We start from the raw sequence: 22195 nt of genomic DNA, 5'->3' as shown, positions 1-22195 counted from the left end.
CGAGAAGGACGTCCTTCTCGACGGCCTGCTCGCTCTGCAGGGCGAGCTCGCCACCGACGGCCACCACGAACTGAACGGCACCCGCACCATCCGCCTCACCAGCGACGAGGGCTCCGGCGGCCGGATCGACGTCTCCCTGGAGGGCAAGCCCTACCCGCTGCTCCTGGTCCGGGCCGGCGACGCGGGGACGCTTCGCTTGACCGACTGGGGGAGGGCGTTCGCCCTGGAGGCGCCGGACAAGGACGCGACGGTCGACTACGGCCAACAGCTCCCGTCGTCCTGAGGGGCGGGCGTGCGGGTCCGTTTTCGGCTGCGGGTGCGCTGTGGCTGGTCGCGCAGTTCCCCGCGCCCCTAAAGGCGAAAGACCAGGGCGCAGCCCCGTCTTTCAGGGGCGCGGGGAACTGCGCGACCAGCCCCCACCCACCCGCAGTCGAAAACGGACCCGCAGCTGAAGGGGCCCGCTCAGCGGAGCGCTCAGCGCCTGCGGCCTTTGAAAAGCAGCCGCGGCACCCCCGCCGGCACCGGCCGACGCGTGGTCGCCGACGTAGGCAACGGCGGCGCCGCCAACGATCCGTCCGGCAACGACGCAGTCGACCCCGTCGGCGTGAGCCGAACCACCCGGCACTCCCGGGCCCACCGCCCGGGCATGGCCTCCCCGTCGGGCGCGTTCAGCCGCTTGCCCTTGAGCTCGGCGACCGCCGCGTCCCACTCCTCGGAGCCGGGAGCGAGCTCCACCACCTTCGCCGACCAGGAGACGAGGCGACCGCCCTTGTCCTTGCTGCGGACGGTGACGACGGCGTCGCCCCCGTCCGCGAGTCCGGGCAACGGCTGCTCACCGGGTCCGTCCCCGACCAGGCACACCGCCCCGTCGTGCCACACGTGCCAGAGAGCCCGGGACGGCGCCCCGTCTTCGACGGGAAGGCCCCGTACCCAGATGAGCCCGGACTTCTTGGTGGCCTCCTCGACGAGGGCCCGGTCCAACAGGCGGGACGCCGACGCATGGTGGTCGGGCGAGGGGCTGGCCTGATCCGTCATGAGGGCCAGCCTAGCCCGGCCCGGCCGGACCTCTCAGAGCCAGCCGTTGCGCTTCAGCGTCCGGTGGATGCCCAGGCAGAGCACCACCGTGAGGCCCATGATCGCGGGGTATCCGTACCGCCAGTGCAGCTCCGGCATGTGCTCGAAGTTCATCCCGTACACCCCGCACACCATCGTCGGCACGGCGATGATGGCCGCCCAGGACGTGATCTTGCGCATGTCCTCGTTCTGCGCGACGGACGCCTGCGCGAGGTTGGCCTGGAGGATCGAGTTGAGCAGTTCGTCGAAGCCGACGACCTGCTCCTGCACCCGGGCCAGGTGGTCGGCGACATCGCGGAAGTACTTCTGGATGTCGGGGTCGACCAGCCGCATCGGCCGCTCGCTCAGCAGCTGCATGGGCCGCATCAGCGGCGACACCGCGCGCTTGAACTCCAGGACCTCACGCTTGAGTTGGTAGATCCGGGCCGAGTCGACACCGCGCGAGACCCCGCCTCTGCGGCCGGGCGAGAACACCTCGGTCTCGACGTCGTCGATGTCGTCCTGCATGGCGTCCGCGACCGCGATGTAGCCGTCCACCACATGGTCGGCGATGGAGTGCAGCACGGCCGAAGGCCCCTTGGCGAGCAGCTCCGGGTCGTCCTGCAGCCGGTGCCGCAGCGCCCGCAGCGAGCCCTGCCCGCCGTGCCGCACGGTGATGAAGAAGTCCCGCCCGGTGAAGCACATCACCTCGCCGGTCTCCACGACCTCGCTGGTGGCGGTGAGTTCGTCGTGCTCGACGTAGTGGATGGTCTTGAAGACGGCGAACAGGGTGTCGTCGTAGCGCTCCAGCTTGGGCCGCTGGTGGGCGTGGACGGCGTCCTCGACGGCGAGCGGGTGCAGCCCGAACTCGGCGGCGATACCGGCGAACTCGTCCTCCGTGGGCTCGTGCAGGCCGATCCACGCGAACCCTCCGTCGCGCCGCACCTGACGGATCGCGGCACGCGGGGTGAGGCTGTCGTCGGACGGGAGACGGGCGCCGTCGCGGTAGACCGCGCAGTCCACGACGGCCGAACTCTCCGCGGCCGAGCGGGTGGTGTCGTACGCGCCGCCGTCCTTGCGCGGCGTGGGGCGCACCGCGGCACGCAGGTCACGGATCATCGACATGGCTGGCTCCTTCGCGAACGAAGGCCGCCGACGACGGCTGGAACTGCCCGGAATGGGGACGTCCTGACTGCGGATGTTTGGCACGTCCACAAAGCGGGGAGCACCGCACCGTCACGGTGGCGGCTTCGCTACTGATACAGATCAGAAAAATTCAGACAGATCAGGAGATCAGGAAAAACGAAGTGCTCTTCCGTTGTGTACCGGACCGGCCATGACGCGAGTGCGAGAGGCGGCAGTCAGGAGAGCGTGAGCTCTGGAAGCTGAGCGGGCGGAACTCAGCAGCCGGAAGAGCGGGTGGTACTACCTGGTCGACTTCGATCCATGGAGCCCCACCTCCTCCGGCCGGTCCCCCGTAGGGGAGGTCCATCCCCCGTAGGGGAGTCTCATGCGTCGAGACGTGGGCCGGGACTTGAGAGCGACGCTTCTGCGTGCTGCCCCGGCCAGCGGCCAAGACTATCAGCCGACGGAAGTGTCAAGCCGTCGGTTTGCCCGCTACTGGCGAGTTCTATGCTCGCCCCATGGCTGATGTTCTTCCTCTGGTGGAGGCCCGGTTGCGTACCGCGCTGGGCGAACCGGACGCGCGCGCCGCGGTGACCTTCCTCGGCACCGACCGCATCGAGGTGCTCCGTTTCACGGGCTCCACCGACGCGGGCACGGGCACGGGCACGGGGACAGGTGCGGGGTCGGGTGCGGGCGCGGGGACGGTTACGGGTTCGGGTGGCGAGATCGTCCGCTACGCGACCCTCGGCATGTCCGCCCAGCCGATGGCGGACCCCACGGCGGCCGTCGCCGACCCGGTCGCGGGCCCGCGCGCCGAGCTGGTCCTCTCGGTACGGGCAGGCGCCGCCGACACCGACAAGGTGCTCCGCCCGCTCGCCGTACTGGCCGCGTCCCCGCAGGTCGAGGGCCTGGTCGTGGCCCCCGGTGCCTCGCTCGACGTGGGTGGTCCGCTGTGGCCCGGGGCCCCGTTCACCTCGGTCCTGGTGGCCGAACCGGGCGGCCTGGTCGAGGATCTCGAACTCGACGCACCCCTGGACCCCGTACGGTTCCTGCCGCTGCTGCCCATGACGCCGAACGAGGCCGCGTGGAAGCGGGTGCACGGCGCGGGGGCCCTCCAGGAGCGCTGGCTGGCAAGCGGAACGGACCTGCGCGATCCCGCACGCAAGTCCGTGCCTCTGGACTGACCTTTTCCAACGACCGGCCAGGACCGGCCAGTTGGAAATCTCACACTCCGGCCGGGCGGGCCTCCCCTGTATCGGGGCCTCAGTTCGCGAAGGCGGTGACGCCGTCCTCGGCCGCGTGCCGCTCCTCCAGCTCCGCCGCCTCGTGCGTCAGGGCGTCGCGGCGTACGAGAACCACGAGCGCGCCCAGCGCCGCCGTGACCGCCGCGACCACGAACGGGATGTGGATGTCGGTCCACTCCTCGATCCTCGGCGCGAAGAAGGGCGCCGCGGCGGCCGCGAACCAGCGGACGAAGTTGTAGCCGGCGCTCGCCACCGGGCGAGGCGCGTCCGACACGCCGAGCGCGAGCTCCGTGTAGACGGTGTTGTTCACGCCGATGAAGGCGCCGGACAGGATCGTGCAGACCACGGCCGTGGTGTGGCTGCCGTATCCGAGGACGAGCACGTCGGCCGCGAGCAGCACCAGCGAGCCGCCGAGCACCTTCAGCGAGCCGAACCACGCCTGCATGCGCGGCGCCACGAGTACCGAGAACACCGCGAGCAGCACACCCCAGGCGAAGAAGACCGCGCCGGAGCTGTACGGGGACATGTCCAGCACGAACGGCGTGAAGGCCAGCACCGTGAAGAACGTGTAGTTGTAGAAGAACGCCGAGGCGGCCACCGAGGCGAGGCCGCCGTGACCGAGTGCCTTGAGCGGGTCGAGCAGGCCGGTCCTGCGCGCGGGCTTCGGCTGCTCCTTCAGGAACGCCGTGATGCACAGGAACCCGATCGCCATCAGGAACGCGGTGCCGAAGAACGGATAGCGCCAGCTGGCATCACCGAGCAGCGCGCCCAGCAGGGGCCCGCAGGCCATGCCGAGGCCCAGGGCGGACTCGTACAGCAGGATCGCGGCCGCGCTTCCGCCGGCCGCCGCGCCGACGATGACGGCGAGGGCCGTGGAGACGAAGAGGGCGTTGCCGAGCCCCCAGCCCGCCCGGAAGCCGACGAGTTCGCCGACCGATCCCGAGGTGCCGGAAAGGCCGGCGAAGACCACGACCAGCGCGAGGCCGAGGAGCAGGGTACGGCGACCGCCGATACGGCTGGAGACGAAGCCAGTGACCAGCATCGCGAGGGCGGTGATCAGGAAGTACGAGGTGAAGAGCAGGGAGACCTGGCCGGCGGTGGCGTCCAGGCCCTTGGCGATGGACGGCAGGATCGGGTCGACGAGGCCGATGCCCATGAAGGCGACGACGGATGCCCCGGCGGTCGCCCAGACCGCCTTCGGCTGACGCAGCAGGCCACCGGCCCCCGCGTCGAACGTGTCCCCTTCGGCGGGACCTCCCGTGCTGATGCTCATGCCCGCTCCTTCACTGTTCGCTCACTGCTCGCTCGGGGAGAGATGATTGGCATATGCACATAATAAGTTAGATCGGCTAATAGATGCAAGATACATCTAGTTCCGACGGGGCAGGCGCCAGGACGGGCGACGGGGCGAGCGAGGTGACAGACGCGTGCCGGACGGGTGATCGTCCTTGACGCGACGAAAGACGGAGAGGACCGTTGTGCCTTATGAGGGGCGAACCCAGTTGCCCGAAGTGTGGTGGCCGGGTCAGGGCTCCCGGCCTCTTTGCCGATTCCTGGCAGTGTGATGCGCACGGCGTCGTGCATCCGCTTCAGCCCGTGATCCCGCCAAGCGTCGAAGCCCTTGATGTGGTCGTGCATCGGGCGCGCGTACCGGTGTGGATGCCGTGGCCCCTGCCTGTCGGCTGGCTCTTCACGGGTGCGGCGTTCGCCGGTGACGACCGCAGTGGCGGTCGCGCGACGGCGGTGGCCTGCTCGGGGCCCGGCCCGCTCGGCGGTTTCGGCGAGCTGATCCTCGTCGCCGAGGAACTGGGCGTGGGCCTGGGCGCGCGGTACGCGGGCATCGAGGGCCCCGACCCGGGCCCGTACCTGAACGTCGAGAAGCCCGCCGAGGCGAAAGTGCTGGCCGCAGGCCGGCCGACGCCTCTCTGGAACGTCCCCGGGGTGCCCGGCGACCGGGCCGTCTTCGCGGGCGAGGCACTCGGGCTGTGGCTGTGGGCGGTCGTGTGGCCCGAGCAGACGGGGCTGCTGATGTACGACGAACTGGTGCTGACGGATCTGCGGGACGCCGGCGCGGAGGTGGACCTGCTGCCGTGCGGTGCGCTGTCCCCGCGCATTCTCGAACCGTAGAGGCGGTAGAGGCGGTAGGGGCTGTAGGGGGCGATCCCGTTCTGCGGGTGTGACAAGACGGTATGACAAGAGTCGTTCGCAAGGCCGTTACTCTTGAGCGGTCCCTCGTTCCACCTGCGTCTGGAGTCCGCGTCGTGCGCATCGATCTGCACTGCCACTCCAAGGCCTCCGACGGTACGGACACCCCGGCCGAGCTGGTGCGCAACGCGGCTGCCGCCGGTCTCGACGTCGTCGCGCTGACCGACCACGACACCACCCGCGGATACGCCGAGGCCATCGCGGCCGTGCCCGCCGGGCTGACGCTGGTGACGGGCGCCGAGCTCTCCTGCCGCCTCGACGGCGTCGGCCTGCACATGTTGGCGTACCTCTTCGATCCCGAGGAGCCGGACCTGTTGCGCGAGCGCGAACTCGTGCGGGACGACCGGGTGCCCCGGGCCCAGGCGGTGATCGGCAGGCTGCGGGAACTGGGCGTGCCCATCACCTGGGAGCAGGTGGCACGGATCGCGGCAGGCGGGTCCGTGGGCCGGCCGCACATCGCCACCGCGATGGTCGAGCTGGGTGTCGTGCCCACCGTCTCGGACGCGTTCACGACCGAGTGGCTCGCGGACGGCGGCCGGGCGCACATCCAGAAGCACGAGTCGGACCCCTTCGAGGCGATCCGGCTGGTCAAGGCGGCCGGCGGGGTGACCGTCTTCGCGCATCCGGCCGCCGCCAAGCGGGGGCGGACGGTGCCGGAGTCCGCGATCGCCGAGCTGGCCGCGGCCGGGCTCGACGGGATCGAGGTCGACCACATGGACCACGACGCGGCCACTCGGACCCGACTGCGCGACCTCGCGGGCGAGTTGGGGCTGCTGACGACCGGGTCCAGCGACTACCACGGCAGCCGCAAGGCGTGTGAACTCGGAGAGATCACCACGGACCCCGAGATCTACGGGGAGATCACCCGACGGGCGACCGGGGCGTTCCCCGTACCCGGCGCGGGCGGGAACGCGGGCACGTAGCGCTCGACTACCGACCGCAGACGGCCCGCGCAGGCCGCCCGCCGGGCAGGGGTCGCCGACAACTCACCAAAAGGGTCGCCGACAACTCGCCAAAGGGGCGCGGGGAACTGCGCGACCAGCCACGACGCACCCACACTGCATCCGCACCCACCCCACGCCAGATCCATCCATACGTGTCCCAACACTCCGCAAGGCCTCACTGTTCATGTTCGACCTCGCCGTCTTCGGCTCCCTCTTCCTCACGCTCTTCGTCATCATGGATCCCCCCGGGATCACCCCGATCTTCCTCGCGCTGACGTCCGGCCGTCCGGCCAAGGTGCAGAAGCGGATGGCCTTCCAGGCCGTCTGCGTGGCCGGCGGGGTCATCACCGTCTTCGGGCTGCTCGGGCATCAGATCCTGAACTACCTCCACGTGTCCGTCCCCGCGCTGATGATCGCGGGCGGGCTGCTGCTCCTGCTCATCGCGCTCGACCTGCTCACGGGCAAGACGGACGAGCCCAAGCAGACGAAGGACGTCAACGTCGCCCTCGTGCCGCTGGGCATGCCGCTGCTCGCGGGACCCGGCGCGATCGTGTCCGTCATCCTGGCCGTGCAGAAGGCCGACAGCGTGGCGACCCAGCTGTCGGTGTGGGCGGCGATCCTCGCCATCCATGTGGTGCTGTGGGTCGTGATGCGGTACTCGCTGCTGATCATCCGTGTCATCAAGGACGGCGGTGTCGTGCTGGTGACGCGGCTCGCGGGCATGATGCTCTCCGCGATCGCGGTGCAGCAGATCATCAACGGCGTCACGCAGGTCGTCCGAAACAGCTGAACCCGAACCGTCACGGCCGGATACGCGGAACCCCCGTCCGGCATCGTGCCGGACGGGGGTTCCGAAGACTGTCAAACGACCGCTTTATGAGGCCGAGGTGTCGGCCGGGCGGATCCAGAGGCGCTGCCCGATGGCGGCGGCCTGCTGAACGATCCGGTTGACGGAGGCGGCGTCCACGACGGTGCTGTCAACGGGCGTGCCGTCGACGTCGTCGAGTCGCAGGATTTCGAAGCGCAAGGGCTTCTCCCTTCGTCTGGTCATCCTCCTGAAGGAGAACTACTGGTGGGTGGGTGAGCGAGGCGTGTGTGTCCCGCGCTCCCAAAGGAGTCAACGGAACGTTTGTTACGAACATTCCCTACGCTAAAGAAAACTTTCGAACGTCTAATTACTTGCAAGTATCGGGACCGCGTGTGTTCGCACAGTGACGTCCTGCGACAATGAGGCGCATATGAACGACGACTTCGCGGCAACCGACGACCTGGCAGCCATCGGTGCGCGCATCGACCGCACGAACGAGTTGCTGCAGCGCATGCTCGCCGAGGTGGCGAAGACGCCGTCGACCCACGCGATCTTCGTCGACGCCGGGTATCTCTACGCGGCCGCGGGCCGGCTCGTCGCCGGGACGGAGGACCGCCGGGCCTTCGAACTGGACGCGGAGGGGCTCATCGACGCGCTCATCGACCGGGCGCGCACGATCTTCGCGGACAGCAGGCTGCTGCGCGTCTACTGGTACGACGGGGCACGGCGCCGCATCCACACCGCGGAGCAGCAGTCCATCGCCGAGCTGCCCGACGTCAAGGTCCGGCTCGGCAATCTCAACGCCAACAACCAGCAGAAGGGCGTCGACTCGCTGATCCGTTCCGACCTGGAGTCACTGGCCCGGCACCGCGCCATCAGCGACGCGGCGCTCATCGGCGGCGACGAGGACCTGGTCTCGGCGGTCGAGGCGGCGCAGGGGTACGGGGCCCGGGTCCACCTCTGGGGCATCGAGGCGCCGGAGGGCCGCAACCAGGCGGAGCCGCTGCTCTGGGAGGTCGACAGCCAGCGCACCTTCGACCTGGATTTCTTCAAGCCGTACGTGGCCCGGCGCACCACCAACGCGTACGACACGTCGGCGGCGACCAGGCCCACCCGGGAGGACGTGCGGTTCGTGGGGGCGCAGATCGCCGCGAAGTGGCTGGCCGCCCGGGGGCGGGAGTCGCTGGCGGAGCTGCTGCCCGGCCACCCGTATCTGCCGGGACCGGTCGACCAGGACCTGCTCGTGGAGTCCGAGGGGCTGCTGCAGTACTCGCTGCGCGGGCAGGCCGATCTGCGGCGGGCCCTGCGGGACGGATTCTGGGACCACCTGCAGAGTCAGTACTAGGCCGGTACCAGGTCAGGTCAGAAGCCTGCGCGTCAGCCCACCCGGTCCCAGAACGCCGCGAGGGCCTCGGCCGTCTCCAGAGGGCGGTCGGCGTTGGGCGAGTGTTCGGCTCCGTGGATGACCGTGCGGTGCGCCTCCAGGCGTACGGCCATGTCGTCGAGGAGCGGCACCGGCCAGGTGTCGTCGCTCTCGCCCGACAGGACGTGCACGGGCAGCCGCAGCGCCGCCAGGTCGGCCACGCGGTCGGGCTCCTCGCACAGCTGGCGTCCCGTGGCGATGAGCTGGGCCGGGCTGTTGCCGAACCAGCGCCGCCTGAGGTCCTCCTGGTCGTCGAGGCCGGCGTCCAGCTCGCCCTCGGCGTCCTCCGGCGGCTCCAGCGCCCGGATCGCCTCCCACACCTGCGCCATGTCCATCACGGAAAGCGCGTCCCGCAGCAGCTTCACGCGCTGCTGCTGGCTGGGGGAGATCTCCGCGGGCCCGGAGGACACCAGAGTGAGCGACCGGAAACGGGCCGGTGCCAGCAGGACGGCCGCGCGGGCGACCTGTCCGCCGAACGAATGGCCCAGCAGGTGGAAGCGTCCCTCGGAGCCCTCGGAGCCTTCGGAGCCCTCGGAGTCGTCGGCGATCGCGTCGAGCTGCGCGAGCACGTCCAGTGCCAACTCGCCCTGTGCGTATGGGGTTTCGTCGTCCGGCGGGCCCGGTGTCTCGTACTGGCCCCGGCCGTCCACCGCGACGGTCCGGTACCCGGCCGCCGCCAGCGGTTCGTGCAGCGAGATGAAGTCCTCCTTGCTGCCGGTGAATCCGGGTAGCAACAGCGCGGTCCCCCGCACGGGGCTGCCCGCGTCGATCACGGCGAACTCCCCGCGCGCGGTGCCGAGGCGATACGCGCGGGCCCCGGGGGGCGGGACGAAGGTGACGGGCCTGCTCATGAGGACGAGGCTAACCGGGGAACCTGACGGACGGCATACCGGCCGGCCGCGCTCGCACAGGCCTGCTCGTACGGGCCTCCTCGTACGGGCCTGTTCCCACGGCCCTGTCGCGGAACGCCGACGGCCCGGCCCCCACGAGGGGGACCGGGCCGTCGGATGCGGTTCTCAGCCCTCCGTGGGCTCGGCGGCCGCAGCCGTCTTGCGGGTGCGGCGACGCGGCTTGGCCTCCGGCGCGGCCTCGGCCGCGACCACATCGGTGGCCACAGCAGTGACCGTGTCCGCGGTGGTGGCCTTGGCGGCCGTCTTGCGGGTGCGACGCGGTTTGACCGGAGCCTCGGCGGCGTCCGCCACGGCCTCGGTGGCCTGGACCGGGATGTCGGCCTCGGCGACCGCGACCTTGCGGGTACGGCGGCGGGGCTTCGCCTCGGCGGCCTCGGCCGTGTCCACTGCGCTTTCCGCGGCGCCCTCCGCGGCCTTTGCCGGTGCGGCGGCCTTGCGGGTGCGGCGCGGCTTCGTCACCGTGTCCGCCGGTGCCTCGACCGTCGTGCCCTCGGCGGTGTCCACCGCGGTCTGGGCCGGCTCGGCGGCCTTGCGCGTACGCCGACGCGGCTTGGCCTCCACGACGGCTGCCTCCTCCACCGGGGCGGCGGCAGAGGCGACAGAAGTCGTCTCGGCGACCTCAGCGACCTCGGTGGTCCCAGCGGCCTCGGCGGCCTTACGGGTGCGACGCCGCGGCTTGGCCTCGGGCTCCTCGGTCGCCTGCGCCGGGATACCGGCCTCGGCGGCCTCGGCGACCTCGGCGGTTCCGGCGGCCTTACGGGTCCGGCGGCGCGGCTTGGCCTCAGTGGCCTCGGCGGTGTCCAGGACCACCTCGGCGGCGGCCGTGGTCGTGGCCTTGCGGGTGCGACGCGGCTTGGTGACCGCGACCTCCGCGACGTCCACAGCCTCCGCGACCGCGACGACCGTGCCGACGGCGGCGGTGTCCACCGCGGCCTGGACCGGCTCGGCGGCCTTACGAGTGCGTCGGCGGGGCTTGGTCACGACGGCCTCGGCGGCCTCCGCAGCCTCGACGATCTTGGCGGCCTCTTCGACGACGACAGCGGCGGCCTCGGGCTGCCCGGCCTCCGCCGTGCGGCGCGTGCGACGGCGGCGCGGCTTGGCCTCCGCGTCCACCACCGCTTCGGCTTCGACGGTCGGTACCACTGCCGGTGCGATGACCTCGGCGGCCTCGGCGGCCTCGGTGACCTCGGCGGTCGTGCTCTCCGCGACAGTGCCCTCGGCCGTGGCGACCGCGGTCGCGGCAGCCTCCGACCCGCTTCCGGTACGCGTACGACGACGCCTGCGCGGGGTGCGCGGCTCCGTCGCCGAGGCCGGCTCGGTGGTCTCCGACACGGTCTGCGAAGCGCTCTGCGGGGTGGCCTGGGAGCTGGTCTGTGGCTCCGCGGCGTCGAGCGCCGTGCCGTTGCGCGTACGACGGCGGCGGCGCGGCGTGCGCGCCGGACGATCACGGTCACGCTCTCGATCGCGGTCACGATCGCGCTCGGCGACCGGGGCCGGACCGGCGGGGCGCCCACCGCGACCGCCGCGGGCGCCACGTCCACCGGTCTCGCCGAGGTCCTCGACGACCTCGGCCGACAGACCGGCACGGGTGCGCTCGGCACGGGGCAGGACACCCTTGGTGCCGACCGGGATGTTCAGCTCCTCGAAGAGGTGCGGGGACGTGGAGTACGTCTCCGGCGGGCTCGGGAAGCCGAGGTCCAGCGCCTTGTTGATGAGCTGCCAGCGCGGGATGTCGTCCCAGTCGACGAGGGTGATCGCGATGCCCTTGGCGCCCGCGCGGCCCGTACGGCCGATGCGGTGCAGGTACGTCTTCTCTTCCTCGGGCGACTGGTAGTTGATGACGTGCGTGACGCCTTCGACGTCGATGCCGCGCGCGGCCACGTCGGTGCAGACGAGCACGTCCACCTTGCCGTTGCGGAACGCGCGCAGCGCCTGCTCACGGGCGCCCTGGCCGAGGTCGCCGTGGACCGCGCCGGAGGCGAAGCCGCGCTGCTGCAGCTGGTCGGCGAGGTCCGCCGCCGTCCGCTTGGTGCGGCAGAAGACCATCGCGAGACCGCGGCCGTCGGCCTGCAGTATGCGCGAGACCAGCTCGGGCTTGTCCATGTTGTGTGCGCGGTAGATGAACTGCGCGGTGTTCGCGACCGTCGCGCCCACGTCGTCCGGCTCGGAGGCGCGGATGTGGGTGGGCTGCGACATGTAACGGCGCGCGAGGCCGATGACCGCGCCCGGCATGGTCGCCGAGAACAGCATCGTCTGACGGCGGGCCGGCAGCATGTTCATGATCTTTTCGACGTCGGGCAGGAAGCCCAGGTCGAGCATCTCGTCGGCCTCGTCGAGGACGAGGGCGCGCACGTGCTTCAGATTGAGCTTCTTCTGTCCCGCGAGGTCCAGCAGTCGGCCCGGGGTGCCGACGACGACGTCGATACCCTTCTTGAGGGCCTCGACCTGCGGCTCGTACGCCCGGCCGCCGTAGATGGCGAGAACGCGTACGTTACGGACCTTGCCCGCGGTCAGCAGGTCGTTCGTGACCTGGGTGCACAGCTCGCGCGTCGGGACGACGACGAGGGCCTGCGGGGCGTCGGTGAGCTGCTCGGGCTTGGCCCGGCCCGCCTCGATGTCGGCGGGGACGGTCACGCGCTCAAGGAGCGGGAGGCCGAAGCCCAGCGTCTTGCCGGTGCCGGTCTTGGCCTGGCCGATGACGTCGTTGCCCGCGAGGGCGACGGGGAGCGTCATCTCCTGGATGGGGAAGGGACTCGTGATGCCGACGGCCTCAAGGGCCTCGGCAGTCTCGGGAAAGATACCGAGGTCTCGGAAAGTAGTCAGGGTGCTGCCTCTTCTGTGTACGCGGTGCGAGGCGAGCGCGGGGGTCGTATCAGGGACCGTGCCGGGGACGTCGGCCGCTGTTGACCAGCGGACCGGGTGGCATGGGACCACTGCCGACGCTCAAGCGTTCGTACCGCTGAGGGTTCCCTCCGGATGCCGTACGCGCTGTGCCGTACGGGCGAGGAGGGCTGTCGGGTCGGAGCCGATCGGGCCACCGACCGGGCATCCTCATTCGTGCGGCCCGTCGAGTTACGTAGATCAACTCAGCGAGCGCATTACCACCATACCCCGGATCCGCGCATATGCGTTGGCCGATTTGGTCACGTAGTCGTCGTCACACTGATTGACCAGGGCCTTCCGCCGTACGGTGAGCGGGCTATTGTGCGCTTCATGACGACGCCCGACAACGCTTCCGACGCAACCGCAGAACCCACCGCGGGACCCACCGCGGAGTCCACCACAGTCGCGGCCCAGGACTGGGCCACGGCCTCCGTCGACCCCCAGTACCACGCCGCGGTGGTGGATCTGATCGGAGCGCTCGCGTACGGCGAGCTGGCGGCGTTCGAGCGGCTCGCGGAGGACGCCAAGCTGGCGCCGACGCTCGGGGACAAGGCGGAGCTGGCGAAGATGGCCTCGGCGGAGTTCCACCACTTCGAGCAGCTCAGGGCCCGGCTCACCGAGATCGGGGTGGACCCGACCCAGGCGATGGAGCCGTTCGTCGCCGCGCTCGACGGCTTCCACAAGCAGACGGCGCCGTCCGACTGGCTGGAAGGGCTCGTCAAGGCGTATGTCGGCGACTCGATCGCCAGTGACTTCTACCGGGAGGTCGCGGCCCGGCTCGACGCCGACACGCGGCAGCTCGTACTGGCCGTCCTCGACGACACGGGGCACGCCTCGTTCGCCGTCGAGAAGGTGCGGGCCGCCATCGACGCGGATCCGCGGGTGGGCGGGCGACTCGCGCTGTGGGCGCGGCGGTTGATGGGGGAAGCCCTGTCGCAGTCCCAGCGGGTGGTCGCCGACCGGGACGCGCTGTCGACGATGCTCGTCGGTGGGGTCGCGGACGGGTTCGATCTCGCGGAGGTGGGGCGGATGTTCTCGCGGATCACTGAGGCGCACACGAAGCGGATGGCTGCGTTGGGGCTGGCCGCCTGAACCCCCTGGGACCGCCGGTTGTCCGACTGCGGGTCGTGGGGGCTGGGCGCGCAGTTCCCCGCGCCCCTTGGCGGGGCGGAGCCCCGCAGGGTCGGGGCGCCTCAGTGGGCGTTGGCCGAATCGGGTCTCAGACCGTTGCCGAGTGGCGGCGGAGTCCTGCTGTGGGGCGGAGGAGCAGGGAGACGGAGGCCGCCGAGACGGCGATCGCGCCGAGCATCACCGGCAGGAAGCCGACCGATCCCAGTGCGGTGTGGGTCAGGAAGGCGCCGAAGAGGCCGCCCGCGACACCTGTCGGGAGGACGATCCTGCGGGCCGGCAGGCGGTGCGCCAGGCGGTATGTCACCACCCATGCCAAGGCCAGACCGAGCATGGCGGAGCCGAGCGCTTCCAAGTACATCAGGGGGTCCTCCCGCACGGCCGTGTGTCCACTTCAGTCGTAGCTCGTCATACCCGTGACCTGCGGAATGCAATCCTCCCGTGTGGATGAGTTGTGTCCCACCTGTGAAGTACACGGAGACGGGAAAGGGCCCGGCGGCCGATGCCACCGGGCCCTTCTCCTACGCCCTACAGCGCGCTGAAGCCCACCTTGCGGGCCGTCGGCTCGCCGAGCTCCACGTAGGCCAGGCGGTCCGCCGGGACCAGAACCTTGCGGCCGTGGTCGTCCACGAGGCTGAGCAGCTGCGACTTGCCTGCCAGCGCCTCGGACACCGCGCGCTCGACCTCTTCCGGGGTCTGACCGCTCTCCAGAACGATCTCGCGGGGCGCGTGCTGCACGCCGATCTTGACCTCCACGGCTATGTCCCTCCGACGGTCACTGATGTGCGCGTTCCTCCGCGCCGTACGCAGCACACATTAGCCCGGCGAGGGGACGTACATGCTCCGGCCGAGAACGCCAGGAGCGAACACTTGGTGGGAACAAAACACTCGTGGGAACAAAACAGCGGTCGGCGGTGAGCCGCCCGGCCGGCCGCGGTCATGTGGTGCTCCTCAGTGGTGCTCCCCGTGGTGCTCGCTGCCGTGCAGGGGGAAACCCGCGATGCCCCGCCATGCCAGCGAGGTCAGCAGCTGCACCGCCTGGTCGCGCGGCACGCTGCGGTCGCTGTGCAGCCAGGAGCGGGCCACCACCTGGGCGAGCCCGCCCAGGCCCGAGGCGAGCAGCATCGACTCGGCCTTCGACAGCCCGGTGTCCTCCGCGATGACCTCGCAGATCGCCTCCGCGCAGCCGAACGTGACCCTGTCGACCCGCTCACGCACCGAGGGTTCGTTCGTCAGGTCCGACTCGAAGACCAGCCGGAAGGCGCCGCCGTCGTCCTCCACGTACGCGAAGTAGGCATCCATGGTGGCCCGTACGCGCAGGCTGTTGTCCGTGGTGGACGCCAGCGCGGTCCGTACGGACTGCAGCAGTGACTCGCAGTGCTGGTCCAGCAGGGCCAGGTAGAGGTCCAGCTTGCCGGGGAAGTGCTGGTAGAGCACCGGCTTGCTGACGCCCGCGCGTTCGGCGATGTCGTCCATCGCGGCCGAGTGATATCCCTGCGCAACGAACACTTCCTGGGCGGCGCCGAGGAGCTGGTTGCGTCGGGCACGGCGCGGCAGGCGTGTGCCCCGCGGGCGTGCTGCCTCTGTCTGCTCGATGGCTGTCACGCCGCCTCCCAATGTCGTCCACATGCGGTGAGCGCCGCGCGGCCATCGTACTTTTCGGTAACCGTGGTGTGCGCGGTGCGAGCGGAGAATTTCACGGACCGGACGCCGGCGAAACCGTGCAGATCACGCCATACAGGGGCATGGCAGGCCGGGGTCGCCGCAGGCGTGCGCCCAGGAGGAGCCGTCCGGGCGGCCACCGGCGATCGCTCCGGGCCCGGCTCACCGGTAGTCGTCCTCGTCGAGTTCGACGATTTTCCTCTGTTCGACGAGGTCGGCCTCGTTGGCGTTGTCCGGGTCCGCGCCGGTCAGTGAATCGTCCCGTTGGGGTGTGAGGTCGGCCTGCTGCTCGGCGGCGTCGGCCTCGGGGGCCTCCACGTCGATCTCGGTCCCGTCGGTGTCGTCGGCGTCGTCCTTGTCCTCACGTGCCTCGGGGTCGGTGGGGTCGACAGTCATGTGTCCTCTTCCCGAGTGGTCCGAGTGCGCTCCTGCACAAGTACTTGCACGAGTACGAGTGCCCTCGTTAACGAACCCTAAGAGACCTCGGAGAGGGGCGCTACGCGATGCGACCGGCACGGGACCGGTCGTGAGCGGAACTCGGGCAGGGCTCGGGCAGGGCCCGGGCAGGGCTCAGGCAGGGCTGTGGCTTGCGTCTGTGACGGCGAACACACGTTTCAGCGCGTGATCGTCTCGTAACATTGCCCGCATGTCTTCGACCGAACTGCCGTCACTGCCGGCCACCTCCGTCGCGCCGAAGGTCAGTTCCGTCAGGGTGGCGGCGGGGGAACGGCTGCGCACGGTCGGCCTCCACGGGATCACGCTGACGGTCCGTTCGAGGCCGCCGGCCAGAGAAGGGCTGCCGCCCGCGCTGTACGTGCACGGGCTGGGCGGTTCCTCGCAGAACTGGTCGGCGCTCATGCCGCTCCTGGACGGCCTCGTGGACAGCGAGGCCGTCGATCTGCCGGGCTTCGGCGACTCGCCGCCGCCGGACGACGGCGACTACTCGGTGACCGGACACGCCCGTGCGGTCATCCGATATCTCGACGCGGCCGAGCGCGGGTCCGTGCACCTCTTCGGGAACTCGCTGGGCGGGGCCGTCGCGACACGCGTCGCCGCCGTACGGCCCGACCTCGTCCGCACGCTCACGCTCGTCTCGCCGGCGCTCCCGGAGATCCGGGTGCAGCGCAGCGCGGTGCCGACGGCGCTGCTCGCCCTGCCCGGGGTGGCGGGTCTGTTCACCAGGTTCACCAAGGACTGGTCCGCCGAGCAGCGCGTACGAGGCGTCACCGCGCTCTGTTACGGGGACCCCGGCATGGTCACGCCCGAGGGGTTCCGCAACGCGGTCGAGGAGATGGAGCGGAGACTCGCCCTCCCCTACTTCTGGGATGCCATGGCGCGCTCGGCACGCGGCATCGTGAACGCGTACACGCTGGGCGGTCAGCACGGGTTGTGGCGCCAGGCGGAGCGCGTACTCGCGCCTACACTCCTCGTCTACGGAGGCCGCGACCAACTCGTCTCGTACCGTATGGCCCAGCGCGCGGCGCGTGCTTTCCGGGACTCGCGGTTGCTGACGTTGCCTCAGGCGGGACATGTGGCGATGATGGAGTACCCGGAGACCCTGGCCACGGCCGTCCGCGAACTCCTCGCGGACACAGGCGAGTTGGCCGAAACCGGCGCTATCGGCGCTACTGGCACTACCGGCGCGAGGAGCTGAAGCGGGACGTGGGACGTCACAGCCGGCGCGGGCCCGCCCCGAAGGGCGACACCGCCGACCCGCCCGCGGTTCCTGCTGCCCGGTCGGAGCCGGGAACGGGGACAGGCACGGGGACAAGCACGGGAACGGGAACGGGGACAGGGCCGCAGTCGATGGGCGGGGCACCCGCTCGGGGGGTGCCCCGCCTGCCTGAAGGATGGGTTCCGGTGCCACAAGGACCCGGACCCGGGCCCAGGTCCGGGAATGCGCCGGGACAGGGTGGTGCCCGTCCCGGAGGCGGGCCCATGCCCGCGGGCGGGGCTCCTCGATATGCCGGTGGAGGTCCACAGCGCCCAGGTCAGTACCCGGTGCAGCAGCCGGGTCAGTATGGGGACGGGTCCCAGACGGGCGGGGCGCCGCGGCTTCCCGACGGCACGCCCGCGCACGGCTTTCCGCGTCTGCCGGACGGGACCCCCGCTCACGGATTCCCGCGGTTGCAGGACGGGACACCGGCCCACGGCTTTCCCCGTCTGCCGGACGGGACTCCGGCTCATGGGTTCCCGCGGTTGCAGGACGGGACACCGGCGCAGGGTGCGCCGCGTCGCGCAGACGACACCCCGGTGCACGGCGGGCCCCCTGTCCGCGGTGGGCACCCCGAGCAGCGGGAGGCCGGCGGCGGCTGGGGCGGGACGAGGACGGGCGCCGGGTCCGGGTCCGGGTTGGGGTCCGGATCCGCGTACGGAGTACCGCAGGCGTTCCCGCAAGGATCCCCGCAAGGGCCTTCGCGAAGGCCGGGGCAGGGCGCGCCCCGAGGCCGCCCCGGAACCCCGATCCCGGGACAGCGGTACGGGCCGCCTGGAGCCGGAGCCGGAGCCGGAGCAGGGGCCGGTGCCGGGGCCGGAGTCGGCGGTCCCCGGCAGGCCTACGTCGACGCCTTCGGTGACGTCGACGACACTTTCGGCGACAGCGACAGCGACAACACCTACACGCCCCGCACCGCTGCCACCACGACGGCGGCGGCAGCGCTCCGCGCCGACCCCTTCGCCTCCGTCACCGAATGGGACGAGGAGGTCGAGCACAAGGCGCCGCCCCGAGGGCCGGGATCACCGGGGACCGGGGCGGGCTCCGGTTCGGGTCCCGGGTCGGGTTCCGGGCCGGACAAGGGCAAGGGCGGCAAGGGCCGGGCCTTCACCGGCATCGCGGCCGCCGCCGTCATCACCGTGCTCGCCGTCGTCGTGGCCGGTCAGGTCGCCGACGGCGGGGGCAAGAACGACTCCGCACGCTCGCAGGGGGCCGGCGGTCCCAGCCGTGAAGCCAAGGACTCGGCGTCGCGCACCGACAAACGATCGGTCCCCTCCACGAGGCCGAGCGTGGCCACACTGTCGTACGCCCAGCAAATGGCGGCGAAGTACCCGCTGGCGGCCGGCCTCAAGGGCGGCGGGAAATTCGAGGCGATTCCCGGCCTCGACAAGGCACCCGGAACCGGGCAGAAATACACCTACCGCATCGATGTGGAGAAAGACCTCGGCCTCGACGGAAAGCTCTTCGCGCAGGCGGTGCAGAAAACCCTGAACGACAAACGGAGCTGGGCCCACGACGGCGGTCGCACCTTCGAGCGGATCTCCTCGGGGAAGCCCGACTTCGTGATCACGCTGGCCAGCCCCGGCACCACCGCGTTCTGGTGCGCCAAGTCAGGTCTCGACACCACCCAGGACAACGTCTCCTGCGACTCGGCCGCCACGGACCGCGTGATGATCAACGCGTACCGCTGGGCCCAGGGCGCCGAGACATACGGGGACAAGATGTACGCGTACCGCCAGATGCTGATCAACCACGAGGTGGGCCACCGGCTCGGATTCGGCCACGTGACGTGCAGCGTCGACGGAGGGCTGGCTCCGGTCATGCAGCAGCAGACCAAGTTCCTGAACCACGACGGGATCAGCTGCCGCCCCAACCCCTGGCCCTTCCCCGGAAGTTGAGCCAGGGGCGGGTGATGGGCGGGTGATGGGTGCGTCGAGGGGCGGTCGACGGAGCGGTCGGCGGTGATCGAGGAGCGGTCGAGGGACGGTCGACGAGCGGATATCTCACATTGACAGCCGGGAAAAGTTCGTTCATATTTTCTGGCATGTCGCCTCGTCACATCTCCGTACGCGCAGCCCTTGAGCTGGCGCTGTTCGGTGTGACCGCGCTCTGCGTCGCCGACATTCACTGTCGCTGACCCTCGCCCCTGGCGCGCGTCGGCCTTCTCTCGCTTTCCATCGGCACCTGACCAACGGTGCCGGGTGTTTTTCAACGTGCCCTCGTGCCTTCGTGTCCGCGTGCCCTCGTGCCCGCGCGTCATCGGGCGATTTCCGCGATTCCTTCCGTTCGCCGCGTCCTTTTCCGCGCGGTATTCGCCGAATTCTTCGAGGGGTTTCCTCCCATGCGCCAATCGTCCGTCACAGCGCGCCGTCTGGCCGCCGTATCCGTCAGCCTGGCCGTGGCAGCGGGCGCGGTCGCCTGCGGGCCGGAAGACAACGATGCCAAGGCCACGTCCGGCGGTGCCGGCGCCGCACCGGCCAAGGGCGGCACCCTCACGGTCCTCAACTCCGTCCCGCAGCAGGACTTCGACCCCGCCCGGCTCTACACCTCCGGCGGCGGCAACGTCCCGTCCCTCGTCTTCCGTACGCTCACCACGCGCAACCGCGAGGACGGGGCCGAGGGCGCCAAGGTCGTACCCGACCTCGCCACCGACACCGGCAGGCCCAGCGAGAACGCGACCGTGTGGACGTACACCCTGAAGAAGGGCCTCAAGTACGAGGACGGCACCGCGATCACCTCGGCCGACATCAAGTACGGCATCGAGCGGTCCTTCGCGGCCGAACTCTCCGGCGGCGCGCCCTACTTGCGGGACTGGCTGATCGGCGGAGCCGACTACCAAGGGCCCTACAAGGCCAAGAAGGACAAGAAGGGCCTCGACTCCATCGAGACGCCCGACGAGCGGACCATCGTCTTCCGCCTCAACAAGCCCGAGGGCGAGTTCCCCTACCTCGCCACGCAGACGCAGTTCGCGCCCGTCCCGAAGGCCGCGGACACGGGCACGAAGTACGAGGAGCACCCCGTCTCGTCCGGCCCGTACAAGGTCGTCAAGAACGAGAACGACGGGGAGCGGCTGACCCTGGCGCGCAACACGCACTGGTCCGCGTCGACGGACGCCGAGCGCAAGGCCTACCCCGACAGGATCGACGTACGGTCCGGGCTCGACTCGTCCGTCATCAACCAGCGCCTTTCGTCGTCGCAGGGCGCGGACGCCGCCGCCGTGACCACGGACACGAACCTCGGACCCGCCGAACTCGCCAAGGTCAGCGGCGACAAGGAACTCGCCGCGCGGGTGGGCACCGGGCACTTCGGCTACACGAACTACATCGCCTTCAACCCGAAGGTGAAGCCGTTCGACGACCCGCTGGTGCGCCAGGCGATCTCGTACGCCATCGACCGCACCTCCGTGATCAACGCGGCGGGCGGGTCCTCCCTGGCCGAGGCCGCGACGACGTACCTGCCGGATCAGAAGTCCTTCGGTTACACGGCGTACGACCACTTCCCGGCGGGCAAATCCGGCAATGCCGCCAAGGCCAAGGAACTGCTGAAGCAGGCGGGCCACGCGAACGGGCTCACCGTGACGCTCACCCATTCCAACGCCAAGGACTTCGAGACCAGCCCCGAGATCGCGACCGCCATCCAGGACGCCCTGAAGAAGGCCGGTATCACCGTCAAGCTCCAGGGTCTGGAGGACAACGACTACAGCGACAAGATCCACAACGCCAGGACCGAGCCCGGCTTCTTCCTCGCGCACTGGGGTGCCGACTGGCCCTCGGGCGGCCCCTTCCTGGCCCCGATCTTCGACGGCCGGCAGATCGTCAAGGACGGCTCCAACTTCAACACCGGCTTCCTCGACGACAAGTCGGTCAACGCGGAGATCGACGCGATCAACAAGCTGACCGATCTCGACGAGGCCGCCACGCGTTGGGGCGCGCTCGACAAGAAGATCGGCGAGCAGGCGCTGACCGTGCCGCTGTTCCACCCGGTCTACAAGCGGCTGTACGGCAAGGACATCAAGAACGTCGTGATCAGCGACTGGACCGGGGTGCTGGACATCTCGCAGGCCTCGGTGAAGTAGCGCCGTGAGCGAAGTACTCGTCGCTTCCCGGGCACCCGGGGGAACGGACCTTTCCGTTCCCCCGGGAGCCTCGGGGGCTCGTCAGTTCTGGCGGCGGCTGCGCGCACACCGCGCCGCCCTCGTCGCGGCGGGTGTCGTCGCGACCCTCGTCCTGGTCGCGCTCGCGGCGCCGCTGCTCACCGCGATCGAGGGCCAGGACCCGACCACGTACCATCCCGGCCTGGTGGATTCCGCGCGCGGCGGTGTGCCCGTCGGAGCGTTCGGCGGCATCAGCGGTGATCACTGGCTCGGCGTCGAGCCGCAGACCGGGCGCGACCTGTTCGCGCGGCTGGTGTACGGCGCCCGGGTCTCGCTGGGCGTCGCGCTCGCGGCGACGGCCGTGCAGATCGCCATCGGCGTGGTGGTGGGCGTCGCGGCCGCGCTCGGCAGCCGCTGGGTGGATCAACTGCTGAGCCGGTTCACCGACATCATCGTCGCTATGCCGCTGATGATCATGTCGCTGGCGCTGCTCGCGATCGTGCCGTCGAGTTTCCCGCGGCCCGTACTCGTCGCCCTCGTCATCGGCCTGATCGCCTGGGGCAACATCGCGAAGATCGTGCGCGCGCAGACGCTCACCCTCAAGGGGCTCGACTACGTCTCCGCGGCCCGGCTCAGCGGCTGGGGCACCTGGCGGATCGCCCGCCGGGAGCTGCTGCCCGGACTTGCCGCACCGGTCATCACGTACGCCGCGATCCTCATCCCGTCGAACATCAGCGTCGAGGCGGCGCTGTCCTTCCTCGGCGTCGGGGTGAAGCCGCCGACACCTTCGTGGGGGCAGATGCTGACCGCCGCCGACGTCTGGTATCAGGCCGCTCCGCAGTATCTGCTGCTGCCCGCGGGCGCGCTCTTCGTGACCGTGCTCGCGCTGACCGTCCTCGGCGACGGGGTGCGTACGGCCCTCGATCCGCGCGCGGCCTCCCGGCTGCGCGTCGGCACGGGGCGCCGGCGGGAGGCCAGGGCGGCCGGGGCGGACAAGGGGGC

General features: G+C 70.6%; 21 protein-coding genes and 1 pseudogene. 12 read left to right on the top strand and 10 right to left on the bottom strand.

Features of this window, described 5'->3' with window-relative positions; all coding sequences use genetic code 11:
- A pseudogene (locus AOK01_RS45835) lies at positions 1-283 on the top strand (hypothetical protein); the annotation flags it as partial.
- A gap of 191 nt (positions 284-474) precedes the next feature.
- Here the strand turns inward: AOK01_RS45835 and AOK01_RS37705 are convergent.
- The gene (locus tag AOK01_RS37705) at positions 475-1035 is read right to left on the bottom strand and encodes a hypothetical protein (RefSeq protein WP_055519768.1); all 561 of its coding nucleotides are present in this window, start codon (positions 1033-1035) and stop codon (positions 475-477) included.
- Positions 1036-1068: 33 nt separating this feature from the next.
- Positions 1069-2178, bottom strand: coding sequence for a magnesium and cobalt transport protein CorA (locus tag AOK01_RS37700; protein ID WP_055519766.1), 1110 nt, complete (start codon positions 2176-2178; stop codon positions 1069-1071).
- Between the two features lie 518 nt (positions 2179-2696).
- Here AOK01_RS37700 and AOK01_RS37695 point away from each other — a divergent pair.
- Positions 2697-3362 carry a suppressor of fused domain protein gene (locus tag AOK01_RS37695; RefSeq protein ID WP_055519764.1) on the top strand — a complete coding sequence of 222 codons (666 nt, stop codon included), beginning with the start codon at positions 2697-2699 and terminating at the stop codon, positions 3360-3362.
- A gap of 79 nt (positions 3363-3441) precedes the next feature.
- Here AOK01_RS37695 and AOK01_RS37690 read toward each other — a convergent pair whose 3' ends face one another.
- A complete protein-coding gene (locus tag AOK01_RS37690) occupies positions 3442-4695 on the bottom strand; it encodes an MFS transporter (RefSeq protein WP_055519762.1) in 1254 nt (417 codons plus the stop codon).
- A 212-nt stretch (positions 4696-4907) separates the two neighbouring features.
- On the opposite strand from AOK01_RS37690, the gene AOK01_RS37685 reads away from it, so the two are divergent.
- The 3 genes from AOK01_RS37685 (at position 4908) to AOK01_RS37675 (ending at position 7361) form a co-directional block, all read left to right on the top strand.
- Positions 4908-5549: a DUF6758 family protein gene (locus AOK01_RS37685; protein ID WP_055519760.1), complete on the top strand. Its 642-nt coding sequence runs from the start codon at positions 4908-4910 to the stop codon at positions 5547-5549.
- Positions 5550-5683: 134 nt separating this feature from the next.
- Positions 5684-6550, top strand: coding sequence for a PHP domain-containing protein (locus tag AOK01_RS37680; RefSeq protein ID WP_055519758.1), 867 nt, complete (start codon positions 5684-5686; stop codon positions 6548-6550).
- Between the two features lie 205 nt (positions 6551-6755).
- Positions 6756-7361: a MarC family protein gene (locus tag AOK01_RS37675; RefSeq protein ID WP_055519756.1), complete on the top strand. Its 606-nt coding sequence runs from the start codon at positions 6756-6758 to the stop codon at positions 7359-7361.
- Positions 7362-7445: 84 nt separating this feature from the next.
- Here AOK01_RS37675 and AOK01_RS43180 read toward each other — a convergent pair whose 3' ends face one another.
- A complete protein-coding gene (locus AOK01_RS43180) occupies positions 7446-7598 on the bottom strand; it encodes a hypothetical protein (protein WP_107100019.1) in 153 nt (50 codons plus the stop codon).
- Between the two features lie 211 nt (positions 7599-7809).
- On the opposite strand from AOK01_RS43180, the gene AOK01_RS37670 reads away from it, so the two are divergent.
- Positions 7810-8724, top strand: a complete 915-nt coding sequence (locus tag AOK01_RS37670; RefSeq protein ID WP_055519754.1) for an NYN domain-containing protein — start codon at positions 7810-7812, stop codon at positions 8722-8724.
- 32 nt (positions 8725-8756) lie between these two features.
- On the opposite strand, the gene AOK01_RS37665 is transcribed toward AOK01_RS37670, so the two are convergent.
- The gene (locus tag AOK01_RS37665) at positions 8757-9653 is read right to left on the bottom strand and encodes an alpha/beta fold hydrolase (protein ID WP_055519752.1); all 897 of its coding nucleotides are present in this window, start codon (positions 9651-9653) and stop codon (positions 8757-8759) included.
- Positions 9654-9818: 165 nt separating this feature from the next.
- Positions 9819-12446 carry a DEAD/DEAH box helicase gene (locus tag AOK01_RS37660; protein ID WP_055519751.1) on the bottom strand — a complete coding sequence of 876 codons (2628 nt, stop codon included), beginning with the start codon at positions 12444-12446 and terminating at the stop codon, positions 9819-9821.
- 480 nt (positions 12447-12926) lie between these two features.
- Between AOK01_RS37660 and AOK01_RS37655 the strand changes: the two genes are divergently transcribed.
- On the top strand, positions 12927-13688 hold the full coding sequence (locus tag AOK01_RS37655; RefSeq protein WP_055519774.1) for a ferritin-like fold-containing protein: 762 nt from the start codon (positions 12927-12929) through the stop codon (positions 13686-13688).
- A gap of 127 nt (positions 13689-13815) precedes the next feature.
- On the opposite strand, the gene AOK01_RS37650 is transcribed toward AOK01_RS37655, so the two are convergent.
- The 4 genes from AOK01_RS37650 to AOK01_RS37635 all read right to left on the bottom strand — a co-directional run bounded on the left by AOK01_RS37650 (position 13816) and on the right by AOK01_RS37635 (position 15782).
- Positions 13816-14085, bottom strand: a complete 270-nt coding sequence (locus tag AOK01_RS37650) for a hypothetical protein (protein ID WP_055519772.1) — start codon at positions 14083-14085, stop codon at positions 13816-13818.
- A gap of 167 nt (positions 14086-14252) precedes the next feature.
- Positions 14253-14480, bottom strand: coding sequence for a DUF3107 domain-containing protein (locus AOK01_RS37645; RefSeq protein ID WP_055519750.1), 228 nt, complete (start codon positions 14478-14480; stop codon positions 14253-14255).
- 195 nt (positions 14481-14675) lie between these two features.
- A complete protein-coding gene (locus AOK01_RS37640; protein WP_055519749.1) occupies positions 14676-15329 on the bottom strand; it encodes a TetR/AcrR family transcriptional regulator in 654 nt (217 codons plus the stop codon).
- A gap of 219 nt (positions 15330-15548) precedes the next feature.
- Entirely contained in the window at positions 15549-15782 is a 234-nt protein-coding gene (locus tag AOK01_RS37635; RefSeq protein WP_055519748.1) for a hypothetical protein, read from the bottom strand.
- Between the two features lie 250 nt (positions 15783-16032).
- Between AOK01_RS37635 and AOK01_RS37630 the strand changes: the two genes are divergently transcribed.
- The 5 genes from AOK01_RS37630 to AOK01_RS37615 form a co-directional block, all read left to right on the top strand.
- Positions 16033-17040, top strand: coding sequence for an alpha/beta fold hydrolase (locus AOK01_RS37630; RefSeq protein ID WP_055519746.1), 1008 nt, complete (start codon positions 16033-16035; stop codon positions 17038-17040).
- Positions 17041-17639: 599 nt separating this feature from the next.
- A complete protein-coding gene (locus AOK01_RS37625) occupies positions 17640-18998 on the top strand; it encodes a DUF3152 domain-containing protein (RefSeq protein ID WP_425424792.1) in 1359 nt (452 codons plus the stop codon).
- 146 nt (positions 18999-19144) lie between these two features.
- The gene (locus tag AOK01_RS46380; RefSeq protein WP_314410954.1) at positions 19145-19237 is read left to right on the top strand and encodes an Ms4533A family Cys-rich leader peptide; all 93 of its coding nucleotides are present in this window, start codon (positions 19145-19147) and stop codon (positions 19235-19237) included.
- A gap of 204 nt (positions 19238-19441) precedes the next feature.
- Complete coding sequence (locus tag AOK01_RS37620) at positions 19442-21175, top strand: ABC transporter substrate-binding protein (protein WP_055519742.1); 1734 nt, start codon at positions 19442-19444, stop codon at positions 21173-21175.
- 4 nt (positions 21176-21179) lie between these two features.
- Positions 21180-22195: ABC transporter permease (locus AOK01_RS37615; RefSeq protein ID WP_055519740.1), on the top strand; the 1016-nt coding region annotated here is incomplete at its 3' end.

Origin of the sequence: Streptomyces aurantiacus (assembly GCF_001418335.1) — a bacterium.
Lineage (GTDB): Bacteria > Actinomycetota > Actinomycetes > Streptomycetales > Streptomycetaceae > Streptomyces > Streptomyces aurantiacus.
This window is presented reverse-complemented; position numbering and strand designations above follow the sequence as displayed.

Coding starts and splice junctions, on each gene's coding strand:
- AOK01_RS37705 (WP_055519768.1), bottom strand. CDS start 1,035: ATGACGGATCAGGCCAGCCCCTCGCCCGACCACCATGCGTCGGCGTCC.
- AOK01_RS37700 (WP_055519766.1), bottom strand. CDS start 2,178: ATGTCGATGATCCGTGACCTGCGTGCCGCGGTGCGCCCCACGCCGCGC.
- AOK01_RS37695 (WP_055519764.1), top strand. CDS start 2,697: ATGGCTGATGTTCTTCCTCTGGTGGAGGCCCGGTTGCGTACCGCGCTG.
- AOK01_RS37690 (WP_055519762.1), bottom strand. CDS start 4,695: ATGAGCATCAGCACGGGAGGTCCCGCCGAAGGGGACACGTTCGACGCG.
- AOK01_RS37685 (WP_055519760.1), top strand. CDS start 4,908: ATGAGGGGCGAACCCAGTTGCCCGAAGTGTGGTGGCCGGGTCAGGGCT.
- AOK01_RS37675 (WP_055519756.1), top strand. CDS start 6,756: ATGTTCGACCTCGCCGTCTTCGGCTCCCTCTTCCTCACGCTCTTCGTC.
- AOK01_RS37670 (WP_055519754.1), top strand. CDS start 7,810: ATGAACGACGACTTCGCGGCAACCGACGACCTGGCAGCCATCGGTGCG.
- AOK01_RS37665 (WP_055519752.1), bottom strand. CDS start 9,653: ATGAGCAGGCCCGTCACCTTCGTCCCGCCCCCCGGGGCCCGCGCGTAT.
- AOK01_RS37660 (WP_055519751.1), bottom strand. CDS start 12,446: ATGACGCTCCCCGTCGCCCTCGCGGGCAACGACGTCATCGGCCAGGCC.
- AOK01_RS37655 (WP_055519774.1), top strand. CDS start 12,927: ATGACGACGCCCGACAACGCTTCCGACGCAACCGCAGAACCCACCGCG.
- AOK01_RS37650 (WP_055519772.1), bottom strand. CDS start 14,085: ATGTACTTGGAAGCGCTCGGCTCCGCCATGCTCGGTCTGGCCTTGGCA.
- AOK01_RS37635 (WP_055519748.1), bottom strand. CDS start 15,782: ATGACTGTCGACCCCACCGACCCCGAGGCACGTGAGGACAAGGACGAC.
- AOK01_RS37630 (WP_055519746.1), top strand. CDS start 16,033: ATGTCTTCGACCGAACTGCCGTCACTGCCGGCCACCTCCGTCGCGCCG.
- AOK01_RS46380 (WP_314410954.1), top strand. CDS start 19,145: ATGTCGCCTCGTCACATCTCCGTACGCGCAGCCCTTGAGCTGGCGCTG.
- AOK01_RS37620 (WP_055519742.1), top strand. CDS start 19,442: ATGCGCCAATCGTCCGTCACAGCGCGCCGTCTGGCCGCCGTATCCGTC.